General features: G+C 72.4%; 21 protein-coding genes and 2 tRNA genes. 14 read left to right on the plus strand and 9 right to left on the minus strand.

Annotated features, from left to right (window positions below; genetic code table 11):
* Window positions 1-100 precede the first annotated feature (100 nt).
* Window positions 101-484 (plus strand): thioredoxin, encoded by a 384-nt coding sequence (trxA, locus tag AC4H2H_RS14035; RefSeq protein ID WP_494371431.1) that lies wholly within the window; start codon window positions 101-103, stop codon window positions 482-484.
* A 255-nt stretch (window positions 485-739) separates the two neighbouring features.
* Here the strand turns inward: trxA and AC4H2H_RS14040 are convergent, their stop codons facing one another.
* Together AC4H2H_RS14040 and AC4H2H_RS14045 are read right to left on the minus strand one after the other, a co-directional pair.
* The gene (locus AC4H2H_RS14040; protein ID WP_494371432.1) at window positions 740-3,997 is read right to left on the minus strand and encodes a glycosyl hydrolase; all 3,258 of its coding nucleotides are present in this window, start codon (window positions 3,995-3,997) and stop codon (window positions 740-742) included.
* A 542-nt stretch (window positions 3,998-4,539) separates the two neighbouring features.
* Window positions 4,540-4,767 carry a DUF2188 domain-containing protein gene (locus tag AC4H2H_RS14045; RefSeq protein WP_494371433.1) on the minus strand — a complete coding sequence of 76 codons (228 nt, stop codon included), beginning with the start codon at window positions 4,765-4,767 and terminating at the stop codon, window positions 4,540-4,542.
* 295 nt (window positions 4,768-5,062) lie between these two features.
* Here AC4H2H_RS14045 and AC4H2H_RS14050 point away from each other — a divergent pair, with 295 nt between their 5' ends.
* Both AC4H2H_RS14050 and AC4H2H_RS14055 read left to right on the plus strand, forming a co-directional pair.
* Entirely contained in the window at window positions 5,063-5,452 is a 390-nt protein-coding gene (locus AC4H2H_RS14050; RefSeq protein WP_494371434.1) for a helix-turn-helix domain-containing protein, read from the plus strand.
* Window positions 5,453-5,456: 4 nt separating this feature from the next.
* Window positions 5,457-6,023 carry an ImmA/IrrE family metallo-endopeptidase gene (locus tag AC4H2H_RS14055; RefSeq protein WP_494371435.1) on the plus strand — a complete coding sequence of 189 codons (567 nt, stop codon included), beginning with the start codon at window positions 5,457-5,459 and terminating at the stop codon, window positions 6,021-6,023.
* Window positions 6,024-6,463: 440 nt separating this feature from the next.
* Here AC4H2H_RS14055 and AC4H2H_RS14060 read toward each other — a convergent pair.
* Window positions 6,464-6,548, minus strand: a tRNA-Leu gene (locus AC4H2H_RS14060).
* A gap of 97 nt (window positions 6,549-6,645) precedes the next feature.
* On the minus strand, window positions 6,646-7,122 hold the full coding sequence (bcp, locus tag AC4H2H_RS14065; RefSeq protein WP_494371436.1) for a thioredoxin-dependent thiol peroxidase: 477 nt from the start codon (window positions 7,120-7,122) through the stop codon (window positions 6,646-6,648).
* Between the two features lie 178 nt (window positions 7,123-7,300).
* Here bcp and AC4H2H_RS14070 point away from each other — a divergent pair, with 178 nt between their 5' ends.
* From AC4H2H_RS14070 to AC4H2H_RS14110, 9 genes are all read left to right on the plus strand, one after another.
* The gene (locus tag AC4H2H_RS14070; protein ID WP_494371487.1) at window positions 7,301-7,597 is read left to right on the plus strand and encodes a GroES family chaperonin; all 297 of its coding nucleotides are present in this window, start codon (window positions 7,301-7,303) and stop codon (window positions 7,595-7,597) included.
* A gap of 117 nt (window positions 7,598-7,714) precedes the next feature.
* Window positions 7,715-7,787 (plus strand) — tRNA-Lys (locus AC4H2H_RS14075).
* 222 nt (window positions 7,788-8,009) lie between these two features.
* Window positions 8,010-11,822, plus strand: a complete 3,813-nt coding sequence (locus tag AC4H2H_RS14080; RefSeq protein ID WP_494371437.1) for a hypothetical protein — start codon at window positions 8,010-8,012, stop codon at window positions 11,820-11,822.
* 168 nt (window positions 11,823-11,990) lie between these two features.
* Window positions 11,991-12,785 carry a tRNA (guanosine(46)-N7)-methyltransferase TrmB gene (gene trmB, locus AC4H2H_RS14085; RefSeq protein ID WP_494371438.1) on the plus strand — a complete coding sequence of 265 codons (795 nt, stop codon included), beginning with the start codon at window positions 11,991-11,993 and terminating at the stop codon, window positions 12,783-12,785.
* Window positions 12,786-12,932: 147 nt separating this feature from the next.
* Window positions 12,933-13,283, plus strand: a complete 351-nt coding sequence (locus tag AC4H2H_RS14090) for a DUF485 domain-containing protein (RefSeq protein WP_494371439.1) — start codon at window positions 12,933-12,935, stop codon at window positions 13,281-13,283.
* A complete protein-coding gene (locus tag AC4H2H_RS14095) occupies window positions 13,280-14,926 on the plus strand; it encodes a monocarboxylic acid transporter (RefSeq protein ID WP_494371440.1) in 1,647 nt (548 codons plus the stop codon). Before AC4H2H_RS14090 ends, AC4H2H_RS14095 begins: the two co-directional genes overlap by 4 nt.
* A 124-nt stretch (window positions 14,927-15,050) precedes the next feature.
* Entirely contained in the window at window positions 15,051-15,626 is a 576-nt protein-coding gene (locus AC4H2H_RS14100) for an AAA family ATPase (protein ID WP_494371441.1), read from the plus strand.
* 82 nt (window positions 15,627-15,708) lie between these two features.
* Window positions 15,709-17,304 carry a dihydrolipoyl dehydrogenase family protein gene (locus AC4H2H_RS14105; protein WP_494371442.1) on the plus strand — a complete coding sequence of 532 codons (1,596 nt, stop codon included), beginning with the start codon at window positions 15,709-15,711 and terminating at the stop codon, window positions 17,302-17,304.
* 27 nt (window positions 17,305-17,331) lie between these two features.
* On the plus strand, window positions 17,332-18,252 hold the full coding sequence (locus AC4H2H_RS14110) for an ATP-grasp domain-containing protein (RefSeq protein ID WP_494371443.1): 921 nt from the start codon (window positions 17,332-17,334) through the stop codon (window positions 18,250-18,252).
* Window positions 18,253-18,355: 103 nt separating this feature from the next.
* Here the strand turns inward: AC4H2H_RS14110 and AC4H2H_RS14115 are convergent, their stop codons facing one another.
* Complete coding sequence (locus tag AC4H2H_RS14115; protein WP_494371444.1) at window positions 18,356-19,333, minus strand: GlxA family transcriptional regulator; 978 nt, start codon at window positions 19,331-19,333, stop codon at window positions 18,356-18,358.
* Window positions 19,334-19,443: 110 nt separating this feature from the next.
* Here AC4H2H_RS14115 and AC4H2H_RS14120 point away from each other — a divergent pair, with 110 nt between their 5' ends.
* Window positions 19,444-20,082 (plus strand): isochorismatase family protein, encoded by a 639-nt coding sequence (locus AC4H2H_RS14120; RefSeq protein WP_494371445.1) that lies wholly within the window; start codon window positions 19,444-19,446, stop codon window positions 20,080-20,082.
* Between the two features lie 66 nt (window positions 20,083-20,148).
* On the opposite strand, the gene AC4H2H_RS14125 is transcribed toward AC4H2H_RS14120, so the two are convergent.
* The 4 genes from AC4H2H_RS14125 to AC4H2H_RS14140 all read right to left on the minus strand — a co-directional run bounded on the left by AC4H2H_RS14125 (window position 20,149) and on the right by AC4H2H_RS14140 (window position 23,363).
* Entirely contained in the window at window positions 20,149-21,066 is a 918-nt protein-coding gene (locus AC4H2H_RS14125) for an ABC transporter substrate-binding protein (RefSeq protein ID WP_494371446.1), read from the minus strand.
* 94 nt (window positions 21,067-21,160) lie between these two features.
* Window positions 21,161-21,895, minus strand: coding sequence for an ABC transporter permease (locus tag AC4H2H_RS14130; RefSeq protein ID WP_494371447.1), 735 nt, complete (start codon window positions 21,893-21,895; stop codon window positions 21,161-21,163).
* Window positions 21,892-22,533, minus strand: a complete 642-nt coding sequence (locus AC4H2H_RS14135) for an ABC transporter permease (protein ID WP_494371448.1) — start codon at window positions 22,531-22,533, stop codon at window positions 21,892-21,894. The genes AC4H2H_RS14130 and AC4H2H_RS14135 overlap by 4 nt, the downstream gene beginning before the upstream one ends.
* On the minus strand, window positions 22,530-23,363 hold the full coding sequence (locus AC4H2H_RS14140; protein ID WP_494371449.1) for an ABC transporter ATP-binding protein: 834 nt from the start codon (window positions 23,361-23,363) through the stop codon (window positions 22,530-22,532). The genes AC4H2H_RS14135 and AC4H2H_RS14140 overlap by 4 nt, the downstream gene beginning before the upstream one ends.
* A gap of 270 nt (window positions 23,364-23,633) precedes the next feature.
* Between AC4H2H_RS14140 and AC4H2H_RS14145 the strand changes: the two genes are divergently transcribed.
* Window positions 23,634-25,046: an MFS transporter gene (locus tag AC4H2H_RS14145; protein WP_494371450.1), complete on the plus strand. Its 1,413-nt coding sequence runs from the start codon at window positions 23,634-23,636 to the stop codon at window positions 25,044-25,046.
* Window position 25,047 lies beyond the last annotated feature (1 nt).

Here is a 25,047-nt window from a genome sequence, read left to right on the forward strand (position 1 = left end):
CGGTGCGCGGAGTTGCGATGGTCGCGGGTGCGGGCGGGGAATACCCCGGGCAGGCTGGTTGCTGCACCAGGCAGACCCCAACCGTCCTGGAGGATCCCCCATGGCCACGCAGGCACTCACCGAGACCACGTTCGAGCAGACGATCACCGACAACGACATCGTCCTGGTCGACTTCTGGGCCGACTGGTGCGGACCGTGCAAGATGTTCGCGCCCGTGTTCGAGAAGTCGTCGGAGGAGAACCCCGACGTCGTGCACGCCAAGATCGACACCGAGGCCGAGCGCTCGCTCGCCGCCGCGGCGAACATCACGTCCATCCCGACGCTCATGGCGTTCCGCGAGGGCATCCTCGTCTTCTCCCAGCCCGGTGCGCTCCCCGCGCCCGCGCTCAAGCAGGTCGTCGACGCCGTGAAGGGGCTCGACATGGAGGACGTGCGCCGTCAGATCGCCTCCGCGAACGACGGGTCGCCAGCTCAGGACGCCTGACCGCTTCCGGGCGTCTCGCGCACGACCGGCCGGGTCCGGCCGGGCTCCGGGCGGTTCGCGCACCACCGGCCGGGCTCCGGGAGGGCGCGCGCGGTCTACCATCCGGCCGCTCGTTCCTCGCGGCCTCCCGCCAGACCCACCACGACCGCGCGCGCCCTCCCTGCGCCCGGCCTCGTCCTCCGTGTCACCATCGCGCAGGGGACGTGACGCACAGGCTCCGCCCGACCGGTCCGGTCGGGCGGAGCCTTCTGCGTCTCAGGCGCAGTCGAGTGCGGTGAACGCGGTCTCGCTCGCCGCTGCGCGGCCGTCGCCGGTCGCGGCGGTGCGTGCCGTTCCGGCCGTGACCTGCGGTGCGCGCACCGCGAACGACTGGTAGGCCGAGGCGCCCGGCTGGACGCTTGCCACGGTCCTCGTGCCGAACGGGGTCTCGAGCGTGACGTCCACCGGGACGGTGTCGCCGTTCGTCGCGCGGACCGCGACGTACGCCTTGCCGGCCAGGCACCGTGTCTCGCTCGTCGTGGTCACGGCGAGCGCCGTCGGCCCCGGGTCCTCGGGCTGGAGCGGGACCGTGAGGGTCGCGGCCGGACCCGTCGTGAGCGTCGGGAGCCCCGAGCCGAGGACGCTCCACACCTCGAGCCTGACCGTGCCGCCGTCGAGGTCGCCGAGGACCCCGGTCGCGGTGACCGGCCGGTTGACGTTCGTGTACGACTCCGGGCCCGGGACCGGGTCCGTCGCGAAGTATCCGTACGTCTCCGTGCGGTCCCAGGTCCCGTCGCCCGTGAGGTCGTAGCTCACGCGGGCCCGCACCGCGAGACCGACGGTCGTCCCCGCGTCCACGGGCAGTGCGAACGCGGTCGCGCCGCCGTCGTAGGACGCCGTGACGTCCGTCGCGAGGAACGTCGCGGGCTCGTGCGGCGTGCCGTCCCGGTTCTGGCCGCCGGCGGACGCGAGCTGCACGGTCCCCGCCGCGCCGGGCGTCGTCGTGAGGGTCCCGTCCGCGGCCAGGTGCAGCGTCGACGCGAAGTCGCCCGGGTCCGGGTCGGGATCCGGGTCCGGGTCCGGGTCCGGGTCGGGGCCCGGTCCGCCGACGGCGCCGCCCCCGCTCCACGTGTGCGCTCCCGTGGTCGCGGTGGTGCCCGCCGCGACGTCGAGCGTCGTCCCGTCGGAGAACGTGACCGTCAGGTCCTCGGCGGTGACGTTCGACGCCACGTAGGTGCGCGCGCCGTCCTTCGTGAACGTCGCGGCGAGCGGATGGTCGGCCGACACCGTGGTGTCGACCGTGCCCAGCGCGGCGAGGTTCGCGACCCAGTGGAACGTGTGCGCACGCGACTCGCCCTCCTCGGGCGTCGGGTAGCCGCCGCGGACCTTGTCGAGCGCGGCCTCGCCGTCGCCGAGGGCGAGGAAGCTCCACACGATGTCCTGCCACGAGCCGGGCGGCCCGCCCGCGACCGTCTCGAGGTGCCCGTACACCTCCCGGACCCGCTCCGGGCGGTACCCCAGGTACAGGTGCGAGCCCGTGATCGGCAGATAGTTGATGCCCTGGATCTTTGCCGGGTCGGCCGTGAACCACGTGGCGTACGCACCGCCGTCACCCCACACCATGCCGACCGTCTCGTGGTCGAACCCCTCGGGGAAGGTCGTGCCGTCGGCGTCGAGCCAGTACGCCTGGATCGCGGCCGCCTGCGTCGTGTACAGGAAGATTCCGGCGTCGCGCGCTTCCGTGTTCCCGGTCGCCTCGCCCCACTGGACCAGGGCGCCCGCGAAGTTCATGCCCTCCGACGACGACTCCTGGTTGTTGCCCGCGGCGAACGCGCCGTGGCCGGACGCCCAGTCGTGACCCGCGTAGACGTCGAAGTCGCGCAGGTAGGGGAACCGGGTCTCGGTGCGGTCGTAGCCGTTGGCGTCGCTGACGAGCAGGTCGACCATCGGGCCGTAGTCCTGCGCCCACTGCGGGTCGAACCGCGCGAGCGTCGCCGCCGCGGCCACGTAGTAGCCGTAGTGGAAGTGGTGGTCGTTGAGCTCCTGGTCCGACCCGTACGACGCGGGATAGCCGATGAGCGTGCCCCAGTCCTCGTCGTACGCGAACACCCGCTCGGCCTTGCCAGGCGTCGCGGTGAACCAGTCTGTGAGGAGCGTGCGGACCTGGGCAAGGGCGGCGTCGCGCTGCGCCGTGCGCCCGAGCTGGTCGGCGATCTCGGCGATGCGCGTCGCGCGGCCGAGCGCCTTGCCCGTCCAGTACGTGTCGTTGCCGCGCTGGTCGAGCGGGTTCGCCGCGACCTGGTCGAGGTACGCCTCGAGCTGCGCGCGGTCGGCGCTGCCCTCGACTCCCGTCGCGACCGCGGGGACCTCGGTCAGCACGCCGCGGAACGTGTCGACCGTGGTGAACGAGTCGATGCCCGCGAGCACCGTCAGGTCCCCGCGGGCCGACGTGTAGGTCGCGTCCAGCGGCTCGGACGCCGGAGCGGTGCCCGCGAGGTGCACCGCCTGGTGGGGGTACAGGGCCGCGACCGTGCCGGCGGGCTCGCCGGTGCCGGCCCACGGCGTCGTCTCGAGCGCGTAGGTCGTGGTGACCTGCGACGTCGTCTCGTCGTAGCTGTAGTCCGCCGTCGTGCCGGTGACGGGGGAGTAGGCGGCGCCCGCGAAGGTGTCGGCGAGGCCGGAGCGTGCGGCGGGGTCGACGTCGGGCAGGACGGCGACCGAGAAGAACCCCTCGCCGCCGAGGGGAGCGGTGAACGAGTCGCCCGAGCGGGTCCAGTCCGCGCCGGGCGGCGCGAACGCGACGTAGTCGTGCCCGTTCACCTCCAGGCCCAGGCGTGCGCCGTCGTCCAGCCAGACGTCGGCCCCGTCGCTCGCGGTGAGCACCGCGTCGCCGCCGGTCGCCTCGAACCAGGCGAACGGCAGGCCGTGCCCGATGGTCGCGCGCAGGGTCTGCGTGCCGTCGTCCCAGCGGGGCGAGACGGTCCAGTCGGTCCAGTCGTCGACGTCGACGTCGGGCGCCTCGAGCCCGGTGACACCGGCGTGCAGGTCCTCGTGGTACGGGAAGTGGTACTCCGAGACCCCGGCGCCGCTCCCCGAGATCGTCGGGGTGGTGGTGTACGAGATGCCCATGCCCGCGGCGTCCGGCTGGTACGACGCCGGGTGGGCGTGCAGCGGCGCGCTCCACTGGCAGTCGAGACGCTTGAAGGCGAGCGAGGACCACCAGTCGTTCGTCGGGAGCGGGGTGCTCGGCGCGTCCTCGGTGACGAAGGCGCGCGCGTCGTCGTTGATCGCCGCGCAGCCGCTCGGCGTCGGCCCCGGGGGGACCGTGGTGTAGCTGCCCGAGCCGACGTCGATCACGTCCGCCGCGGCCGCGGTCGACTGGACGGCCACGAGGCCGCTCGCCGCCAGCACGGCGGCGAGGGCTCCCGCCGCGAGTCGGCGTCTTCGGGGCCGACGGCGGCCGGGCCCCCGCGCGGGGACGCCGTCCGGGCGGTGTGGTGCGGACAAGGGTGTGCGTGCTGTGTCGTCGGGCACGACGTCTCACCTCGGTGGGTCACGCGCGGTACCTCGTCGTCCCGCGCTCGTCCGGTCGGCGGCTCTGCCGACCGAGGGAACCAGTGGAAGCGCTCCCACGGACACGATAGAGCGTTCTCTCGACGATGCCAAGGGGAACCGCCATGAGCGGCGAGTCAGGGAGAGGTGGTGTACCGGGGGCCGGGCGCGCGCCCACGCGGGACGGCGCGAGAGGTGCGCGACAGGGCGCGCGTGGTGCGGATCCCTGCAGAGACACTGCAATCTTATCGGCGCTGTGAGCGGCTGAGGCAATACTCAAGGCGGCGGCGAAGGACCGGGGTCGCCGGGTTGAGGTGCGGCAGGTGGTGTGACGGGCTCGGCGGGCTCGTCCCGCCGGCCGAGCTCCCGGACACCGCCTACGCCACAACGCCGCGCCGACCACTATCGACGAGCCAGTCTCGAACTCTCATTGGCCCGGATTGGGAGACTCCTCCGTGCCTCAGAGATCTGGCGGGCGGGCTGCTAAAGAACGTGGGCAGCCCGCCCGACTGGCTGTCGACGCGTCACCCGCGCGGCGGGTAGAGGTCGTCGCCGTAGGTGCGCTCGTCCTCGATCGTGCCGTCCTTGCGGTGGATGAACAACTGGCTCGGCGCGTTGCGCTTCGCCACGTCGACGCCGGCGCTGACGGCCGCCTCCTTGGTGAAGTGCGTCGAGAGCGTGGTCTGCTGGTGCGTCACGTTCCACTTGTCCGAGACGGACTGGTAGACCACGTCGTATCGCTTGCGAGCCATGATCAGCTCTCCTTCCTGACGCCCTTGAACGGACGCCCATCGCTCTTGCCGTCCATGAACCGGCCTGTCCCAGAGTCCCGCTTCACGAACGACTTGGTCCGCGGGTTGTAGGTCTGGGACCGGCCAGTTACCGCCCCTCGCCGGTGACTCTTGCCCGTGTTGGTGGCCATCAAATTCCTCCATACATCCGGGGGTTGCGCTGTTGCAACGCCGTATCTGTACCGTAACTGTCTCGGTTCGGTGGCGCAACCGCGTGTCGCTACTGATACGCTCGAGTCGTGGAGACACTGGAGCCATGAGTCGAACGGTGAACGTCGAGCAGTTGGCACGTGTCCTGGAGGCAAGGATCACAGCCCAGGGGGGCACCTGGCGCCAAGCCGCCGGAGAGATAGGCGTCAGCCCGGCGCTCCTGTCTCGACTTCGTAACGGTCAGCAGCCTGACCTGCCTTCGTACGCGAAGATCACGCGCTGGCTGAACATGTCTGCCGACGAATTTCTCGTCGATCCAGCTGCTTCAGCGACCACGCGCGGCCAGGGCGGTGCTCCTCCGCCGGAGCTCGCCAGCGAGGTGAGCGCGCTACTTCGTGCTCGGCGAGACCTCGCAGATGACGACAAGAGGTACCTCGAGGAGATCTTTTCCGCGACGCTGCGGCACGTACGTGCCCGCCAGTCGGCGGACGGATGACTGCATGGCAGCAGCATCCAAGGCCGCGCTGCAGAGGCTCGCGAGCGAAGTGCGTTCCGAACTCGATCTGGACGGCCAATCCCCCTTCGACTTCGACCGGTGGTCGGAGGAGTACAGCATCCCGATCGTCTCGGCGGCAGCTGTCGGTGCAAGCGAGGTCGCAGTAGCCCACTTCACTCGGTTCGCGCCGCATCTGTGGTCTGCAGGGCTGATACGGAGCGGGACCGGGCAAATCATCGTGTTCAATCCTGCCCACTCGCCGGTTCGAGTGCGCTCGAACCTTGCCCACGAGGTGGCACACATCGTTGCCGAGCACGTGCTCGGCACGACGTGGCTCGACGAGGACGGCGGGTGCACTGGGGCGGGGAAGGTGCAGGAACAGGAGGCGGCCGAACTCGCCGGGGCGCTACTGATACCGCCTGAAGCGGCCAAGCGTGCGGCGATGTACGGCCGTTCGCCGGAGACCATCGCCGGTCAGTTCGATGTCAGCGTCGAGATGGCCGAGTGGCGCATGCGAATGTCAGGGGGCGCGGTCATCGCCAAGCGGTGGCGGGCTCGCAGCGGGAGGTAGGGATGCACTATCGGAACGGGTCGTCGATACCTGCGCTACTGCGAACAAGTCCTTGCCGCCCTGGTCGGTCTCACTCAGCGAGGGCGCTCGCGTCTTGGATGCGCAACTGCGGTTACTCGAGGATCCACAGAGCATGTACGCGGGCGCGAACGACAGAAGTGCGGCGGCGGCTCAACCAGGCGGTCTTCAAGGCGGTCTACGTGGACAACGACGAGGTGACGCGCCATGAAGTCCGCGAGCCTCTGGCCGCGCTCCTTGCAGCGCAAGACGGCTTCCAGGCGCACGCGGCAGGCGGGAATGGGCAAGCTGCGGCTCGACGCGCGTTCGTGCGCCACGCCCCCAAACGAAGCGAGCCACCCCGAAGGGTGGCTCCGCGCTGTCTACCGTAGACGACCTGCTGGCGGGCGTACTTGCCCGTGATGTTTGCAGTAGGCCGTCTATGGTGCGCGAGGCGGGACTCGAACCCGCACGTCCGAGGACACCAGGACCTAAACCTGGCGCGGCTGCCAGTTACGCCACTCGCGCGCGGAGGTCAGTCTACGGGGGCGAACGAGGCACCTGCGGCCGGGAGCTGCACGTCGGAGTGCAGCTCCCGGCCGCAGGTGCATCGTTCGGGGAGCGTCTACTTCGGGTCGATGCCCAGGTCCCGGCGCAGCTTGGCGACGTGGCCCGTCGCCTTGACGTTGTACTGCGCGAGCTCGACCGTGCCGTCGGGATCGACGACGACCGTCGAGCGGATGACGCCGACGACGGTCTTGCCGTACAGCTTCTTCTCGCCCCAGGCGCCGTACGCCTCGAGGGTCGAGCGGTCCTCGTCCGAGACGAGCGGGAACGTGAGGTGCTCGGCCTCGACGAACGCCGCGATCTTGTCGACGGGGTCGGGGGAGACGCCCACCACCGTGTACCCCGCGCCCTGGAGCGACGCCAGGCTGTCGCGGAAGTCGCACGCCTCGGTCGTGCAGCCGGGGGTCCCGGCCGCGGGGTAGAAGTAGACGACGACGTGCTTGCCGCGCAGGTCGGAGAGCGTGACGGTGCTGCCGTCGGCGGCGGGCAGGGTGAAGTCGGGAGCGGTGTCGCCGACGGTGAGGCGCGTGGACATGGATCTCCTTCGGTCCGGCCGGGTGTCGTTCCGAGGGTAGGTGAGGGTTCGCGACGCGGGTAGCGTGGTGGCTGTGAGCAAGACGACGTCCGCCCCCTCGACCGCACCGTCCCCCGCCTCCGCCGGGCCCGCAGCGCCTCGGGCGGCCCGGACCGGCGCGCGCGACCTGCCCGTCCGGATGCTCCACGACCGCCTGCTCGTCGACCCGGAGGTCGACGCGAGCGAGCGCCAGAGCTCGGCGGGACTCGTCATCCCGGCGACGGCGGTCGGCCCCAAGCGGCTCGCCTGGGCCGTGGTCGTCGCCGCAGGTGAGCACGTGCGCCAGGTCGCCGTCGGCGACCGCGTGCTGTTCGACCCGGACGAGCGGGCGGAGGTCGAGCTCGGCGGCAAGGACCTCGTGCTCCTGCGTGAGCGGGACGTGCACGCCGTCTCGCAGGCGGTCGAGGAGAGCGGGCCGACCGGTCTCTATCTGTGACGGCAGGGTCCGCGACGTCCCTCGACGGCACCTCGGCGGCGCTGTCGCGGACGTCACAGCGGCACCGGCGGTACGGATTTTCCCGGTGCCCAGGCGGCTGCTAGTGTTTTCTCTCGCGCGCCATTAGCTCAATTGGCAGAGCAGCTGACTCTTAATCAGCGGGTTCGGGGTTCGAGTCCCTGATGGCGCACCCTTCGTGACCAGGCCGTCCAACCTCCGGGGTGGGCGGCCTTCGTCGTCCCCGGCGCACCGGAACGTCGCCGGGCGTTCGGCTCCCGTTCGCGGCGACTCGCCCGACAGTTCACCTGTGCCCGGAATGGTCCGGTACGGGTGCGGTCGCCCCGGAAGACGGTTCGTGGACGTCACCGGCGCGCCCTCGCCCTCGCCCTGTCGACGACGAAAGGACACGCCGATGGACGCCATCGTGCACACGCCCCGGAACCGAAGAAGACGGCGCACGCTCGCCGCCGCGCTCGCTGCCGGACTGGTCGCGGGGGTGGTCGTCCCGGCTGCGTCAGCGGCGGTCGAGGGCCCCCTGCCCGGCCTCGCGGCCGGCACCGCGACGACGAGCCAGGGCCTCGAGGAGCCGAGCGGCACGCCGATGCTCCACCCGACGAACGGGACGTACGTCGACGGCACGGTCACGGTCACGGCGCAGCCGGTCCTGTCCGGCGACGCGATCGCCGAGCTCGCGGTCGACGGCAGCCCGCTCGCCGCGAGCCCGACGCCCGCGACCGCGCGGCTCCTCTTCGACGTCGGCAGCAACTCGATCGAGGCGCGCTACGGCAGCCACGTGCTCGTCAACGGCGAGCGGATCGACCTCGACCGCGACATGGTCTCCGAGCGCGTGGCGCTCGACGTCCCCGCGGACTGGCTCGTGCAGGGCACGAACGACGTGCGGTTCGTCGTCGGGACGATCGCGACGTCGTGCGGCACGAACTACGACGACTTCGACCTCACCGAGGTCTCGCTGGAGCTGCTGGGCGAGGTGGCCGACGGCGCGGCGAACAGCTTCTCGTACTCGTTCGGCGACGGCTCGTGCGGCACGAACACGGGGCGCATCCAGAGCGCCAGCCTGTCGTTCGACCTCGCGCAGGACCCCGCCGCCACGACGGGCCTGACCGCCGAGCTCGACACCACGACCCTCGAGAACGGCGCGCACACCCTCAGCGCGACGACCGCGGCCGGCCTGACCGCGTCGAACGCCGTCACGGTGAACAACTCGGCGCCGGGCGCGCCCGCGATCGCCCCCGCCGACGGTGCGCTGCTCAACGGCCCGCAGACCGTCCTCGCGACGCCGCCCGAGGGCGGCGAGGCGCCGTCGGGCATCGAGATCGACGGCGCGCCGCTGGCCACCACCACGACACTCGGTGCCGGGTCCTCGACCTTCGTCTTCACCGTGGGCTCGAACTCGATCGAGGCGCGCTACGTCAACCACCTGCTCGTCAACGACCAGCGCATCGACCTCGTCGACCGCGACTACGTGAGCGAGACCGTGCGGCTCGACCTGCCGAACGCCTACCTCGTGCCCGGCCGCAACACCGTGCGGTTCGTCACCGGGACGTACCCCGGCTCGTGCGGCGACAACCGGGACGACTTCGAGATCTCGGGCATCGGCCTGGAGCCGAGCCACGCCACGGCGACCCCGGTCGGCCTCGCGCCGTCGTACGCGCTGGGCGACGGGAACTGCGGCTCGAGCACGACGAAGCCGCGCGAGGTCGACCTCGCGTTCGACGTCGCACCGGCCGCCGACGCGCCCGCGCCGGGCCTGCGCGCCGACGTCGACACCGCGACGCTCGCCGACGGCGAGCACGTCATCACCTCCGCGACGGCGTCCGGCGCGTCCGCCCTGCGCACCGTGACGACCGACAACACCGGTCCTGCGATCGCCTCGAGCACCCCGGCCGCGGGCGACGTGCTCGACGTCGCGACGACCCTCGCGGTCGAGCTCGACGACGCGTCGGGCGTCCTCGACGGCCCGCACGTCATGCTCGCCGGGCAGGCTCTCGAGGCGGGTTCCCCGGTCGGCCCGGGGCTAGCGCCGGGCGAGCACGCGCTCGTCGTCACGGCGACCGACGTGCTCGGCAACGAGAGCACGCACGAGGTGGCGTTCACGAGCCTCGGTATCCCCGACGTCCCGACCGACCTCACGCCTGCCGCCGGGACGACCGGCGTCGAGGGCTCCGTCGAGCTCGGCGCACGCGTCGCGGTGCCGGGCGGGGGCGACGTGACCGCGACGTTCTCGCGCGCGGAGACCGCCTCGCCGGTCGTCGCGGCCCAGGGCGAGACCACGGGCGTCCCGACGACGCTGCACGTCGAGGGCGAGCAGGCGGCACCCGTCGACGCGCTCGTGCCCGGCGACGACGCGACGCTCGACTCGCCGGCGACGCGCGACGTCGCGTTCCAGCGGTTCGAGATCGCGGCCGAGGCCGACGTCGAGGGACAGGTCGTGCGCTGGGACGGCGTCGTCGACCCGCAGCGCCTCGCGACGCTCCACGTGTGGGACGGCTCCGCGTGGGAGCCGCTCGCGTCCGCGCGAGGCGCGGCCGAGGGCGCCACGCAGCTCAGCGCGGTGCTCGGCGAGGAGCACGCGGTCGAGGGCGCCGTGCACGTCCTGGTCACGGGAACCGACCCCTTCACCGACGACATCGGTGCGGGCGGCTCGCGCGAGGAGACCGACTTCGCGCCGACCGGCGCGTACGACTTCTCGCTCGTGCACCTCACCGACACGCAGTACCTGTCGGAGGGCGCCGTCGAGCAGGAGACGCCCGAGGAGCGCGCCGTGTGGGGCAAGGCCTACACGGACGTCGCGCAGTGGGTCGTGGACAACGCCGAGGAGCGGCGCATCGCCTACATGGCCCACACGGGCGACGTCAACGAGAACTACACGCGCGTCCCCGCGGACGACGCGATGGCCGCGCAGATCCGCGGGGAGTACGAGTTCTCCTCGGCGGCGCAGAAGATCATCGACGACGCGGGCATCCCCAACGGCGTGCTCGCGGGCAACCACGACAACCTCACGGGTCAGGACAACGGCCCGGGGGCGCTCTTCAACGAGTTCTACGGCCCAGGCCGCTACGAGGCGCTCTCCGCCGACTGGCAGGACGCGTCCTACGGCGGACCGTGGCGCGAGGGCGACAACCAGAACCACTACGACCTGTTCACCGCCGGCGGGCTCGACTTCGTCGCCGTCTACCTCTCGTACGGGGTGACGGACGAGGAGGCCGCGTGGGCGGACGGCGTGGTGGAGCAGTTCGCCGACCGCAACGCGATCGTCCTCACGCACGACTACCTCGTGCCGAGCACGCAGCCCGACGGGCGCAGCTCGCCGATCTCGACGCCCGACGGCCGCCTCGTGCACGCCAAGGTCGTCGAGCCCAACCCCAACGTGTTCCTCGTCCTGGCCGGCCACCGGCACGGCGTGGGCATCAACGTCCGGCAGGACGTCGGCACCGAGGGCAGCGGCGTCGTGGAGCTCCTCGCGGACTACCAGTTCTACGAGGTCACGGCCGAGGAGGCCGGGCTCACCGAGATCGGCGGCTACACGCCGGAGCAGGGGCTGCGCCTCGGGGCGAGCTTCTTCCGCCTGCTCCAGTTCGACGTCGACCGGTCCGAGATGATCGTCGACACCTACTCGCCGTGGCTCGAGAACTTCGGCGCCACCGAGTACGACGACGAGCTGCGCTACGACGGCCGTGAGGACGACTTCACGGTCCCCGTCGACCTCACGAGCCGCACCACGACGCTCGCGACCGATGCCGTGTCGCTGTTCGCGCAGGCCGAGGAGATCGGGTCCGCGACCGTGCCGTCGGGCGAGGTCGCGACCGTGACGTGGGACGGGCTCGAGCCGGGCACGCGCTACGCCTGGTCGGTCACGGCGACGAGCGGCGACGGCGGCCGGGCGGTCTCCCCGGTGCGGTCGTTCACGACGGCGCCCGCGCCCGACGGCCTCGTCGTGACGACGACGGCCCGCGCGCAGTGCCTGGCGGGCAAGGCGTTCGTGGCCGTCCGGGCGACGAACGACGACACGGTTCCCGCCGACGTCACGCTGAGCACGCCGTTCGGCGAGCGCACCGTCACCGGCGTGCAGCCGGGTGCCTCGGCGTACCAGGCATTCGCGGTGCGTGCCGCGGACGCCGCGGCCGGGTCCGCGCACGTGACCGCGAGCGGCGACGGGCGGACCTTCGAGGCCGACGCCGCGTACGACGCGGTCTCGTGCGGCTGAACCACCGGCGGCCGCCGGTGACCGCCCGGTGCGGCATGTGACGCCGCCTCGGCACGAGAAGTGAGAAGTGGCCCGTGGATCCTGGGGCGGATCCGGGGGCCACTTCTCACCTCTCGCCGGAGCAGTGCCTGGGCACTACTGCGTCGAGGCGCCGCGTAGCCTGGTGCGGTGCCCGAGCCCACCCCTTCGACCCTCGACGACGCCGTTCCCACGCCGGCCGACCCTCCGCGGTACCGCACGCAGCCCGTGTCGTTCGTGCGGCGCAGCGGGCGCCTCGGCACCCGGCAGCAGCGGGCGTGGGACGCGTACCGCGACCGCTACGTCGTCGACGTGCCGCGCGACGTCGCGCGCACGTCGGTCGACCCGGCGTACGTGCTCGACGTCGCGGCGACCTTCGGGCGCGACGCCCGCGTCGTCGTCGAGATCGGCTCCGGGCAGGGCGAGGCCGTCGTGGCGGCGGCGGAGCGCGAACGCCGGACGGACTTCCTCGCCGTCGAGGTGTACACACCCGGCCTCGCGCAGACGGTGCTGCGCGCGTCCCAGCGCGACCTGACGAACCTGCGTCTCGTCCAGGCGAACGCCGCCGAGCTCCTCGCCACGACGCTGCCCGCGAGCAGCGTCGACGAGCTCTGGGTGTTCTTCCCCGACCCGTGGCACAAGTCGCGCCACCACAAGCGGAGGCTCGTGACGCCGTCGTTCGCGGCGCTCGTCGAGCGCGTGCTGCGTGCCCCCGGCGAAGGGGACGACGGCGACCGCCCCGGCGGGATCCTGCGCCTCGCCACCGACTGGTCCGAGTACGCGGCCCAGATGCTCGAGGTGCTCGACGCGGCGCCGGGGCTGCGCAACGTCCACGGGCCGGGAGGTGTCGCCCCGCGGTTCGAGGGCAGGGTGATGACCGGGTTCGAGCGCAAGGGCGAGGTGGCCGGGCGCGTCATCACCGACCTGGAGTACGTCCGCGCCTGACTCTCGGCCACGCCGTCGACGGCCCTTGCGGACACAAGTGATCTACGGCACATTGTGCCGGGGGTGAAACGTCGCCCCGGGCACGCAGCGTGGCGTGCGGTCGCGCCGCACGCACGCGAGAGCCCTCCATGAGCCAACGGAGGCGTCATGACCGACGTATCGGCCGTACCCGGAACGGGACCTGCCGAGGAGACCGACTACCAGCGAGTCCAGCGCTCACCGGAGTTCCAGGACCTGCGCAGACGGTTCCGCAACTTCGTCTTCCCGATGACCGCGCTGTTCCTCGTCTGGTACTTCCTGTACGTCCTGCTGGCGAACTACGCGCACGACTTCATGAGCACCAGGGTCTGGGGCAACATCACCGTCGCGCTGCTGCTCGGCCTCGGGCAGTTCGTGTCCACGTTCGCCATCACCATGATCTACGCCCGCTGGGCGAACAGGCGCTTCGACGCCGCGGCCGACGCGCTGCGCCGGGAGATCGAGGAGGACGAGCTGTGAGCGCGCACATCCTGGCCGCGGAGGCCACCGACATCGGCAACCCGGTCGTCAACATCGCGATCTTCGGCGTGTTCGTCGCCGTGACGCTCGTCATCGTGCTGCGGGCCTCGCGGCAGAACAAGTCCGCGGCGGACTACTACGCCGGCGGACGGTCCTTCACCGGTCCGCAGAACGGCACCGCGATCGCGGGCGACTACCTGTCGGCCGCGAGCTTCCTGGGGATCTGCGGCGCCATCGCGATCAACGGCTACGACGGCTTCCTCTACTCGATCGGCTTCCTCGTCGCGTGGCTCGTCGCGCTCCTGCTCGTCGCCGAGCTCCTGCGCAACACCGGCAAGTTCACGATGGCCGACGTGCTGTCGTTCCGCCTCAAGCAACGCCCCGTGCGCATGGCGGCGGCGATCGCGACGCTCGCCGTCGTGTTCTTCTACCTGCTCGCCCAGATGGCCGGCGCCGGCGGCCTCGTGGCGCTCCTGCTCGGTATCGACACGACGGCCGGGCAGAGTCTCGTCGTCGCGGTCGTGGGCGCGCTGATGATCCTCTACGTCCTCGTCGGCGGCATGAAGGGCACCACGTGGGTGCAGATCATCAAGGCGGTGCTGCTCATCGCGGGCGCGGCCGTCATGACGGTCTGGGTGCTCGCGAAGTTCGGGTTCAACCTGTCCGACCTGCTCCAGGGCGCGATCGACAAGGCCGGCCCGGGCGGCGAGGCGCTCATCGAGCCCGGCAAGCAGTACGGCGCCACGGAGACGACGAAGCTCGACTTCCTCTCGCTCGCGCTCGCGCTCGTGCTCGGGACAGCGGGCCTGCCGCACGTCCTCATGCGCTTCTACACGGTGCCCTCGGCCAAGGAGGCCCGCCGCTCGGTCGTGTGGGCGATCTGGCTCATCGGCATCTTCTACCTGTTCACGCTCGTCCTCGGCTACGGCGCCGGAGCGCTGGTCGGACCGGAGGTCATCAGCGCCGCACCGGGCGGCGTGAACTCGGCCGCGCCGCTGCTCGCGTTCGCCCTCGGCGGCGAGATCCTGCTCGGCTTCATCTCCGCCGTCGCGTTCGCGACGATCCTCGCCGTGGTCGCGGGGCTGACGATCACCGCGGCGGCGAGCTTCGCGCACGACATCTACGCCAACGTCATCAAGAAGGGCGAGGTCAAGCCCGACGGCGAGGTCAAGGTCGCGCGCATCACCGTCGTCGTCATCGGCATCCTCGCGATCCTCGGCGGCATCTTCGCCCAGGGGCAGAACGTCGCGTTCCTCGTCGCGCTCGCGTTCGCCGTCGCCGCGAGCGCCAACCTGCCGACCATCCTCTACTCGCTGTTCTGGAAGCGGTTCAACACGTCCGGGGCGCTGTGGAGCATGTACGGCGGGCTCATCTCGTGCGTCGTGCTCATCGCGTTCTCGCCGGTCGTGTCCGGCAAGGTCGACCCGGTGACGGGCTTGAGCCTTTCGATGATCAAGAACACCGACGTCGACTTCGCGATCTTCCCGCTGAGCAACCCGGGCATCGTCTCCATCCCACTCGCGTTCCTGCTGGGCATCGTCGGGACGCTGCTCAGCAAAGAGAAGCCGCACCCGGAGAAGTTCGCCGAGATGGAGGTGCGCTCCCTCACGGGCGCCGGGTCGGAGAAAGCCGTCGTCCACTAGACCGGCGGTCCCGGCTCGCACCCGTGGCGCCCCTGGTCCTCCCTTCCGGACCAGGGGCGCCGCAACGTCCGGAGCAGCGCGAAATCCGTCGCTCGCAGCGCGACCCACGACGTACCGTCGCGCCATGCCCTCAGGCTCGCAGACGTCCCCGACCGGTTCCCCCACGGCCGCCGTCCCGCCGGCCGCCGTGATCGTCGTCACCGGGGCCATGGCGGCGGGCAAGTCGACCGTCGCGGACGCCCTGGCGCGCTCCTTCCCGCTCGCCGCGCACGTGCGTGGCGACATGTTCCGGCGGTTCGTCGTGAGCGGGCAGGCGTCGATGGACCCGCCGCTCTCGCGCGAGGCGCGCGCCCAGATCGACCTGCGGCACGCGCTCGCGGCGCAGGTGGCGGACACCTACGCCGCCGCCGGGATCACCGCGGTCGTCCAGGACATCCTGCTCGGGCCCGACCTCGAGCGCTTCACGGCGCGCGTGCGCACCCGCCCGTGCTACGCCATCGTGCTCACGCCCGACGCCGCGGCGCTCGCGGCGCGCGACGCCGCCCGGCACAAGCAGGGGTACGGGGACTGGACCCCGGAGGAGTTCGCCGCCGCCGCACGCGAGACGCCCGGCGGCCTCCACCTGGACACTTCCGGGTGGACGGTCGCCGAGACGGTGGACCACGTCCTCGCCCGCCTCGACGAGGCGCGCGTGGCCTGACGCCGGTCCGGGGACCGGCACGTGTCGGGCCCGGGTGCGACACGGGCGCGCGGACGAGGGGAGTCGAGGCAAGGATGGGCCCATGACGACCAGCACCCAGGGCGACACCACGACCGAGACCGAGACCTACGACGTGATCGTGATCGGCGGTGGTGCCGTCGGCGAGAACGCCGCCGACCGCGCCGGACGCACCGGTCTGAGCGTCGCGCTCGTGGAGGCCGAGCTCGTGGGCGGCGAGTGCTCGTACTGGGCGTGCATGCCCTCCAAGACGCTGCTGCGGCCCGGCGCCGTCCGCGCGGAGGCGCAGGGCGTCCCGGGGGTCACCGTGGACCAGGACCTCGACGTGGCGGCGGTCCTCGCGCGTCGCGACGCCATGGTCTCCGACTGGGACGACGCGGGCCAGGTCTCGTGGCTCGAGGGCGCGGGCATCACGCTCGTGCGCGGGCTCGGCCGGATCGTCGGGCCGCGGCTCGTCGAGGTCGTCGCCGAGGAGTCCGACGCCGACCCTGACGGCCTCCCGCGTGCTCGCCGGCTCGAGGCACGCCACGCGGTGATCGTCGCGAGCGGCAGCGTCCCGGTCCTCCCCGACGTCCCCGGCCTTGCGGACGTGAACCCGTGGACGAGCCGCGAGGCGACCGCGGTCGAGGAGGTCCCCGAGTCGCTCGCGATCGTCGGCGGGGGCGTCGTCGCGACGGAGATGGCGGTCGCCTTCGCGGACCTGGGGTCGCGCGTCACCGTGCTCTCGCGCGGTGGCCTGCTCGGGCGGACCGAGCCGTGGGCCGGCGAGGCGGTCGCCGCGTCGCTGCGCGAGCTCGGCGTGGACGTGCGGATCGGCGTCGCTGCCGAGTCCGTCGAGGCCCTGCCCGACGGCGGGGCACGCCTCGTGCTCGGAGCGGCGGGCTCGCACGGGTCGGGTGGTGCGTCGTCGGGCGACGACGCGTCGGACGGACCGGACCTGGCGCCCGTGACCGCGGCCCGCGTGCTCGTCGCGACCGGGCGCGCGCCGCGCACGCAGGACCTGGGCGTCGACGCGGTCGGGCTCGCGCCGGGCCGCTCGCTCGACGTCGACGACACGATGCTGGTCCAGGGGCACACGCCGGCCGAGGACGGGGGAGCCGGCTGGCTCTACGCCTGCGGTGACGTGACCGGGCGCGTGGCGACGACCCACCAGGGCAAGTACCAGGGCCGCGTCGCGGGCGACGTCGTCGCGGCGCGCTTCGGCGACGCGGACACCCCGGACGCCCCGACCGCGGGCGCGCGGCCGCCCGCCGTCGGTGCCGCCCCCGAGCCGTGGACCCGTTTCGCGGCGAGCGCCGACGCCGTCGCGTCACCGCAGGTCGTCTTCACGCGGCCCGAGGTCGCGGCGGTCGGGCACACCGAGGCCTCCGCCCGAGACGCGGGGATCGACGTGCGCGTCGTGCGGTACGACCTGGGAGGCGTCGCAGGCGCCTCCGTGCGCGCCGAGGACTACGCCGGGACTGCGCAGCTCGTCGTCGACGCGGCGCGCGAGGTCGTCGTGGGTGCGACGTTCGTCGGGCCGGACGCCGCGGAGATGCTGCACGCCGCGACGATCGCGGTCGTCGGCGAGGTCCCGCTGCGGCGCCTGTGGCACGCGGTGCCCTCGTACCCGACGGTGAGCGAGGTCTGGCTGCGGTTCCTCGAGGAGTACGGGCTCTGAGGCCCGGCATCGCCTAGGCTTCGTCGCGTGACGACCGAGAACACCGCCCCGCGCGTCGCCCTCGCGACCTGCTCCGTGCTGCCGAACCTCGACCCCGACGACGCGCCGCTCGTGGGTGCGCTCGCGGCCCGCGGCGTCGCCGCCGAGCCCGCCGTCTGGGACGACCCGGACGTGGACTGGGCCGCGTTCGACGCCGTCGTGGTGCGCTCCACGTGGGACTACTCGGCGCGCCGGGACGAGTTCGTCGCGTGGGCGGCACGCGTCCCGCGCATCCTCAACGCCGAGCCGATCCTGCGCTGGAACACGGACAAGGGCTACCTGCGCGAGCTCGAGACCGCCGGGATCCCCGTCATCCCGACGCTGTGGCTCGACCCGGAGCGCAACCTCTCGTCACGCGCTATCCACACGCGTCTGCCCGCCCAGGGCGACTTCGTCATCAAGCCCGTCGTGAGCGCGGGCGCGAAGGACACGGGGCGCTACCAGGCGGGTGAGGCGCACTCGCGCGGGCTCGCGATCCAGCACGCGAAGAACCTCCTGGCGTCCGGACGCGAGGTCATGGTCCAGCCCTACGTCACGAGCGTCGACACCGCGGGGGAGACCGGCCTCGTGTTCGTCGACGGCGAGCTCTCGCACGCCGTGCGCAAGAACGCGCTGCTCACCGGCCCGCACCGGCCCACGCGCGGGCTGTACCAGCAGGAGGAGATGAGCCCGTTCACGGCGACCGAGGAGCAGCTCGAGGTCGCGCGTCGGGCGCTCGCCGTCGCCGCCGGCTCGGTCGGCGGGGACGTGTCGAGCTTCCTCTACGCACGCGTCGACGTCGTCACCGGCAACGCCGGCGGCGTCGTCGTCATCGAGCTCGAGCTCACCGAGCCCTCGCTCTTCCTGGCGCTCGCCCCGGGCTCGCTCGACCGCTTCGCCGACGCGATCGCCGCACGCGTCGCCGGCTGACGGCCGACGGCCCAGGGCCGACGACGGCGGGGCGGCCGAGCGTCGCAGGGCCACCTTGCGTACGCGGTCCGCGGCGTGGTGAGCCGGCGGGACTCCCGCGGTGTCAGGTCGACGCCGCCCGTGCGTCGAAGCGGCGGCGGTACTCCGAGGGCGACGTGCCGAACGCCGCGGCGAAGCCCTGCCGCAGCGTCACGGCGCTGCCGAAGCCGCACGTCGCGGCGACCTTGTCGACCGGCAGGTCCGTCGACTCGAGCAGCCGGCGCGCCTCGTCGAGCCGGCGGGAGCGGACCCAGGCCGCGGGAGTCGTGCCGGTGGCGGCACGGAACGCGCGGACGAACGTGCGCGTGCTCAGGTGCGCCCTCGCGGCGAGCCGGTCGACGGTCAGGTCCTCGTCCAGGTGCTGGAGCGTCCAGGCGACGACGCGGGAGACCGGGTCGTCGGACCCCTGCGCGGGCAGCGGGCGCTCGATGAACTGGGCCTGCCCGCCCTCGCGGTGCGGCGCCACCACGAGCTGGCGCGCCACCTGGTTGGCCGCGGCCGCGCCGAGCCGGCGGCGGACGAGGTGCAGGCACGCGTCGATCGCCGAGGCGGTCCCGGCGGAGGTGAGCACGTCGCCGTGGTCGATGTAGAGGACGGACGCGTCGAGGGCGACGTCGGGGTGGCGACTCGCGAGCATGTCGACGGCCTGCCAGTGCGTCACGGCCTCGCGGCCGGACAGCAGGCCCGCGTCGGCGACGGCGACCGCGCCGAGGCACAGCCCCGCGACGGTCGCGCCCCGGGCGTGCGCCCTGGTGAGCGTGCGCCGCAGCGCCGTCCCGGCGGGCCGCCCGTCCTCGAACCAGGACGGGATGACGACGACGTCGGCGTCCGTGGCGGCGGCGGGGCCCCGTACCCCGCCGACCCGGTAGCCCTCGGCCGTGCGGACCGACCCGGCGCGGTCGGAGAAGAGCACCGTCTCCCAGGACGCGAGCCCTTGCCGCGACACCTCGTCGAAGACCATCTGCGGGACGGAGAGGTGGAACATCGTGACGCCGTCGAAGGCGTAGACGGCGATCCGCAGGGGCGATCCAGGATCTGGCACGAATCCATCGTAACGATGCACATGTGCCAATGGCGGCGGGCGGCCCTGTCGGGGAAGGATCGACGAGTCGCCCCGGAGGCGACGTCCCCCGAACCCAGGAGCACGCAGACATGACCGCACCGCGCCGCGCCCTCGTCCTCGTCGACGTCCAGCAGGACTACTTCGGCGGGCCCCTCGAGATCCAGTTCCCGCCGCACACCGAGTCGTTGCCCCGGATCGCTGCGGCGATCGACGCCGCCGCTGCGGCAGGCATCCCGGTCGCCGCGGTCCAGCACACGGCGGGCGAGGGCGCTCCGGTGTTCGACCCCGGCGCTCCCGGCTTCCGGCTGCACCTCGAGGTCGAGAGCCGCCGGACGGACGCGTGGAAGTCGGTCGTGAAGCAGTACGGCACGGTCTTCGCCGGGACGGACCTGCTCGACTGGCTCCGCGAGCGCGAGGTCGACACCGTGACCCTCGTCGGCTACATGACCAACAACTGCATCCTCGCCTCTGCCGCCGAGGCCGAGACGCACGGCCTGGCCGCCGAGGTGCTCTCGGACGCGACCGGGGCGATCAACATCGCGAACGACGCCGGGTTCGCGGACGCGAAGACGGTGCACACCACGCTGCTGACGCTGCTCGCCTCGAACTTCGCCGCGGTCGCCGACACCGCCACCTGGTCGGACGCCGTCGCCACGGGCAACCCCCTGCCCAAGAGCGACCTCGGCACGTCCGCAGTGGTCGGCGCACAGCGCGCCACGGAGGGCTGAGCGCCGCGGCTCTCCTGGCTCCGGTCGCTCGGGACGACCCGCGCGACCGGAGCCGGAGCTCCGGCGTCAGGCGAGGTCGTTCTCCGCGAGCCAGTCGGCGGCGATGTCCTCGGGCGAGCGCTGGTCGACCGTCGACTCGACGTTGAGGGCGACCAGACCCTCGGGCGTGAGGGCCGCGCTGACCGGGTTGATGACGTCCGCGATCTCGTCGGCGATGTCCGCGTTCACGAGCGGCACGACGTTCGAGGCGAGGAACATGCCCTCGGGGTCCTCGAGGGTGACGAGGTTCTCCGTCTGGATGCGCGGGTCGGCGCTGAAGACGTTCGCGACGTTCACCGTGCCGGCCACGAGGTCTTGGACGGTCGTGTCGCCGGTGGCGACGAACGACACGTCGACGCCGTAGACGTCCTTGAGCCCCTGCGGGCCGTACGGGCGCTGCTCGAGCTCGGCCGGGCCGCCGACCGTGAGCGGCACGTCCATGCCGGCGAGGTCGGCGAGGCTCGTGAGGTCGTTGTCCGTGGCGAAGGCCTCGGTCACGTTGTAGGAGTCCTGGTCCGTCGCGGTCGACTGCTCCAGGACCGTGAGGCCCTCGGGCAGGGCTTCCTGGAGCGCGGCGTACACGTCCTCGGGGGACGTCGCCGTGGTCTCCGGGTCGAAGAACTGCAGGAGGTTGCCCGTGTACTCGGGGAAGAGGTGGACCTCGCCGCTCTCGAGCGCGGGCATGTAGGCGTCGCGCTGGCCGATCGAGAAGTTCCGCTCGACGGTGAAGCCCTCGGCCTCGAGCGCCTGCGCGTAGATCTCGGCGATGATCTCGTTCGAGTAGTAGGCCTGCGACCCGATGACGATCGTGTCGGAGGAGGCGCCGCCGTCGGACGTGGTGGTGTCCTCGTCGAGCGGGTCGGACCCGCCGCCGCAGGCGCTGAGCGTCAGGACGGCGGTCGCCGCCGCGGCGACGAGGGCGGCGGTGCGTCGTGTGGTGCGCATGTGTCTGCCTTTCTGAGGGCCGTCCCGTGGTCCGGGAGGTTCGGGGTGGGGCGGAGGTGTGCTGCGGCGGTACGGTTCCGTGGTCGCCGCGTGGTCAGGCGGTGGTCGGTTCGGGTGCCCGACGGCGTCGCCGTCGGGACGGTGCGTCCTCCTGCGGGCGACCGGCCGTCACCCCGCGCGGGACGACGATCCGCTGGAGGATCGCGAACAGCGCGTCGAGGACGACGGCCAGCACGACGATCACGAGCGCGGCGCCGAGGATCTGCGAGAAGTCGCGGACCTGGATGCCCTGGACGATGTAGAAGCCGAGCCCCCAGTTCCCGACGTAGCCCGCGAGCGTGACGGTCGCGACGACCTGGAGCGTCGCGGAGCGCAGGCCGCCGATGAGGAGCGGGAGGCCGAGCGGGACCTCTGCCTGGAAGAGCACCTGGCGGGAGGTCATGCCCACCGACCTCGCGCCGTCGACCACGCGCCGCTCCACGGCCTCGATGCCGGCGTACGCACCCGCGAGGATGGGCGGGATCGCGAGGAGGACGAACGCCGTCGTCGACGCGGCGACCTTGTGGGTGACGCCGAAGACCAGGACGAGGAGGAGGACCAGCCCGAACGACGGGACGGCGCGTGCGGCGCCGGACAGGGCGACCGCGACCTCCCGGCCCCGGCCGGTGTGGCCGATGAGCCATCCGGCGGGGACGGCGATCGCGGCGGCGATCAGCACGGAGACGAACGTGAACGCCAGGTGGGTCCAGATCGCCTCGGACAGGGGAAGAGCGCCGGTCTGCCGGTCCGGCGAGAAGATCCACGCGATCGCGTCGGAGAAGAGGTTCATGCGCGCACCTTCCGGGTCCAGGGCAGCAGCACCCGGCCGGCGAGCACGAGCAGCCAGTCGACGACCAGCGCGATGACGACCACGGCGACGACGCCCGCGAGGATCTCCGCGACGATCTGGCGCTGGTAGCCGTTCGTGAAGAGGTAGCCGAGGTTGTCGATGCCGATGAGGATGCCGACGGTGGCGAGCGAGATGGTCGACACGGCCGTGACCCGCAGGCCGGCGAGGACCACCGGCCCCGCGAGGGGGAGGTCGACCTGCCAGAAGCGGCGCCACGGGCCGTAGCCGACGGCGAGGGCGGCCTGGCGGACCGTCGGGTCGACCGACGCGAGCGCATCGGCGACGAACCGCGTCATGATCGCGACGGCGTAGATCGTCAGGGCGACGACCAGGTTCACCTCGGACAGGAAGCTGATGCCCAGGAGCGGGGGGAGCAGGGCGAAGAGCGCGAGCGACGGGATCGTGTAGAGCAGGCCCACGAGCGTGAGCACGAGCCCGCGCGTGAGCCGGAACCGGAAGGCGAGCCAGCCCGCCGGGATCGACACGACGAGCCCGAGCACGATCGGCAGCACGCACTGGCGCAGGTGCTCGACCGTGAGCCGGCCGATGAGGTCGAGGTTGTCGAGTACCCAGGTCATGCGCCGCCCTCGACGGGGTCGTCGACCAGGACCCCCTGGGTGCGGCCCGCGGCGTCGACCAGCACGGTCCCGTGGTCCGTGCGCTTGGTGTGCAGCGCGCGGGCGCCGCGCTCGGCACCGATGAAGCTCGCGACGAACTCGTTCGCCGGGTTCTCGATGATCTCGCCCGGCGACCCGATCTGGGCGACCTGCGCGCCTTGCTCGAGGATCACGACCTGGTCGCCGAGGAGGAACGCCTCGTCGACGTCGTGCGTGACGAACACGACCGTCTTCTCGAGCTCCTGCTGCAGCCGGATCGTCTCCGTCTGGAGCTCGGCGCGCACGATCGGGTCGACGGCGCCGAACGGCTCGTCCATGAGCAGGATGTTCGGGTCGGCGGCGAGCGCGCGCGCCACGCCGACGCGTTGCTGCTGGCCACCGGAGAGCTGGCTCGGGTAGCGGTCGGCGAGCGCCCGGTCGAGGCCGACCGTGTCGAGCAGCTCGAGAACACGGTCCCGCGCCTGACGCCTCGGCGTGCCTTCGAGCCGGAGCACCGTCGCGACGTTGTCGACGACCTTGTGGTGCGGCAGGAGCCCACCGTTCTGCAGGACGTACCCGATGCTCCGGCGGAGCTGCACCGGGTCGCGGTCGAGGATGGAGCTGCCGTCGATCTCGATCGTTCCCGAGGTGGGCTCGACCATGCGGTTGATCATGCGAAGGAGCGTCGTCTTGCCGCTGCCCGACGACCCGACGAGGACGGTCGTGCGGTGGGGCGGGATCACGAGGTCGAAGTCCGCGACCGCGACCGTGCCGTCCGGGTACGTCTTGGTGACCGATCGGAACTCGATCATGCGGCGCTGCCTCCCGACAGTCGGTGAACCGGCCTCCTACCCGACCACGACCGCGTCCGGCCTGGCAAGCGCAATGCCGTGCGTCCCCCAGACCGTACGACGAACCACCGACACGTCGCACTCGCACCGGTGCGTGCGTTTCGCGCGAAGAGGTCGATTCGCGTCCATCCGCCACGTACCGATGAGTCGGCGTGCCGGCAGGTATCTACCCCCTGAGCGCCGACGCACCACGAGGGTCCCGGCGTGCCGACGGGCTGCGGAGGAGGAGAGATGCTGGATGTGGAGCACCCGAGGACGGTGACGCGGCGGTGGTGGGCGCTGGCCGTGGTGTGCATGGCGATGTTCATGGGGGTGCTCGACTCGACGAGCGTGTACGCGGCGCTCCCGGAGATCGCCGTCGACCTCGGCTTCGCGCCTGCCGAGGTGCAGTGGGTGGTCACGGCCTACGGGGTGGCGATCGGTGGCCTGCTGCTGCTGGGCGGGCGGCTGGCCGACCTCCTGGGTCGGCGGATGGTGTTCATGGCCGCGGTGGGGGTGTTCGCCGTGTCGTCGGTGGTGTGCGGCCTGGCCTGGTCGAGCGAGGTGCTGATCGCCGCCCGCGTGCTCCAGGGGATCGGCGCGGCGGTGATGACGCCGGCGGGGCTGTCCATCCTCATGAACGTCTTCCCCGACGGCCCCGATCGCCACAGGGCTCTGGGGATCTGGGGAGGGCTCGGCGGGGTCGGCGCGTCGGCCGGGCTCCTGCTGGGTGGTGTGCTGACCGACGGGCCGGGATGGGCGTGGATCTTCCTCACGAACGTCCCCGTCTGCCTGGCGGTGCTGTCGCTCTGCCCGGTGCTGCTGCCCGAGGGCGCTGCGCACGGGAGACGGCGGCCGGACGTCGCGGGTGCGGTCACGATCACCGCCGCGCTGACGCTCGTGCTCCTGGCGCTGTTCCGGGTCGCCGAGGAAGGGCCGGACCTCGCCGTGCTGGCGCTCGGTGCGGGTGCCGTGGTGTCGGCAGTGGCGTTCGTCGTCGTCGAGCGCCGCAGCCCGGCGCCCCTGGTGCCCCTGCGGATCCTCGCCTCGCGCACCCGGACCGGTGGCAACCTCGTGGTCGTGGTCGCGGGCATCGCGGTCGACGGGCTCCTGATCGTCGTGACCCTCTTCGCGCAGCAGGTCCTGGGGTTCTCCGCGATCCAGTTCGGGCTGACGACGGCGACCATGACCGTCGCCTCCGTGCTCGCGGTGATGGTCGGGCAGCACCTGGTCACCCGCTCGGGGTTCCGGCTCGTGGCCACCGCCGGGCTGAGCCTGCTCGCGGTCGCCTGCGTGCTGCTGAGCCGGCTCTCGCCGGCGGGTGTGCCGGTGGACCTGCTGCCGGGGCTCACGGTCTTCGGGGCCGGCCTGGGTGCGGCCTTCGTCGCGGGCCAGATCGCCGCGCTGGCCGGGGCCGGCGAGCGCGACGCCGGGCTGGCGGCGGGCCTGGAGGAGACGTCGTTCGCTATCGGGACGACGACGGGTGCCGCGCTCGCCTCGGCGATCGCCGTGGGCTACGCCACACGGCGCTCCGCCGGTCCGCCGTCGGTCTCCGCGCTGACCGAGGGGTTCGAGCTCGCCCTGCTGGCCCTGGCCGGCGTGGCGGCACTGGGTGCGGTGCTGGCGGGGGTCCTGCTCCGCGACGCGCGGGCAGGAGCGCGCTGAC

Source organism: Cellulosimicrobium sp. BMG9.22 (assembly GCF_059159975.1).

Coding starts and splice junctions, on each gene's coding strand:
- trxA (WP_494371431.1), top strand. CDS start 101: ATGGCCACGCAGGCACTCACCGAGACCACGTTCGAGCAGACGATCACC.
- AC4H2H_RS14045 (WP_494371433.1), bottom strand. CDS start 4,767: ATGGCTCGCAAGCGATACGACGTGGTCTACCAGTCCGTCTCGGACAAG.
- AC4H2H_RS14050 (WP_494371434.1), top strand. CDS start 5,063: ATGAGTCGAACGGTGAACGTCGAGCAGTTGGCACGTGTCCTGGAGGCA.
- AC4H2H_RS14055 (WP_494371435.1), top strand. CDS start 5,457: ATGGCAGCAGCATCCAAGGCCGCGCTGCAGAGGCTCGCGAGCGAAGTG.
- bcp (WP_494371436.1), bottom strand. CDS start 7,122: ATGTCCACGCGCCTCACCGTCGGCGACACCGCTCCCGACTTCACCCTG.
- AC4H2H_RS14070 (WP_494371487.1), top strand. CDS start 7,301: ATGCTCCACGACCGCCTGCTCGTCGACCCGGAGGTCGACGCGAGCGAG.
- AC4H2H_RS14080 (WP_494371437.1), top strand. CDS start 8,010: ATGGACGCCATCGTGCACACGCCCCGGAACCGAAGAAGACGGCGCACG.
- AC4H2H_RS14090 (WP_494371439.1), top strand. CDS start 12,933: ATGACCGACGTATCGGCCGTACCCGGAACGGGACCTGCCGAGGAGACC.
- AC4H2H_RS14100 (WP_494371441.1), top strand. CDS start 15,051: ATGCCCTCAGGCTCGCAGACGTCCCCGACCGGTTCCCCCACGGCCGCC.
- AC4H2H_RS14105 (WP_494371442.1), top strand. CDS start 15,709: ATGACGACCAGCACCCAGGGCGACACCACGACCGAGACCGAGACCTAC.
- AC4H2H_RS14120 (WP_494371445.1), top strand. CDS start 19,444: ATGACCGCACCGCGCCGCGCCCTCGTCCTCGTCGACGTCCAGCAGGAC.
- AC4H2H_RS14125 (WP_494371446.1), bottom strand. CDS start 21,066: ATGCGCACCACACGACGCACCGCCGCCCTCGTCGCCGCGGCGGCGACC.
- AC4H2H_RS14130 (WP_494371447.1), bottom strand. CDS start 21,895: ATGAACCTCTTCTCCGACGCGATCGCGTGGATCTTCTCGCCGGACCGG.
- AC4H2H_RS14135 (WP_494371448.1), bottom strand. CDS start 22,533: ATGACCTGGGTACTCGACAACCTCGACCTCATCGGCCGGCTCACGGTC.
- AC4H2H_RS14140 (WP_494371449.1), bottom strand. CDS start 23,363: ATGATCGAGTTCCGATCGGTCACCAAGACGTACCCGGACGGCACGGTC.
- AC4H2H_RS14145 (WP_494371450.1), top strand. CDS start 23,634: ATGCTGGATGTGGAGCACCCGAGGACGGTGACGCGGCGGTGGTGGGCG.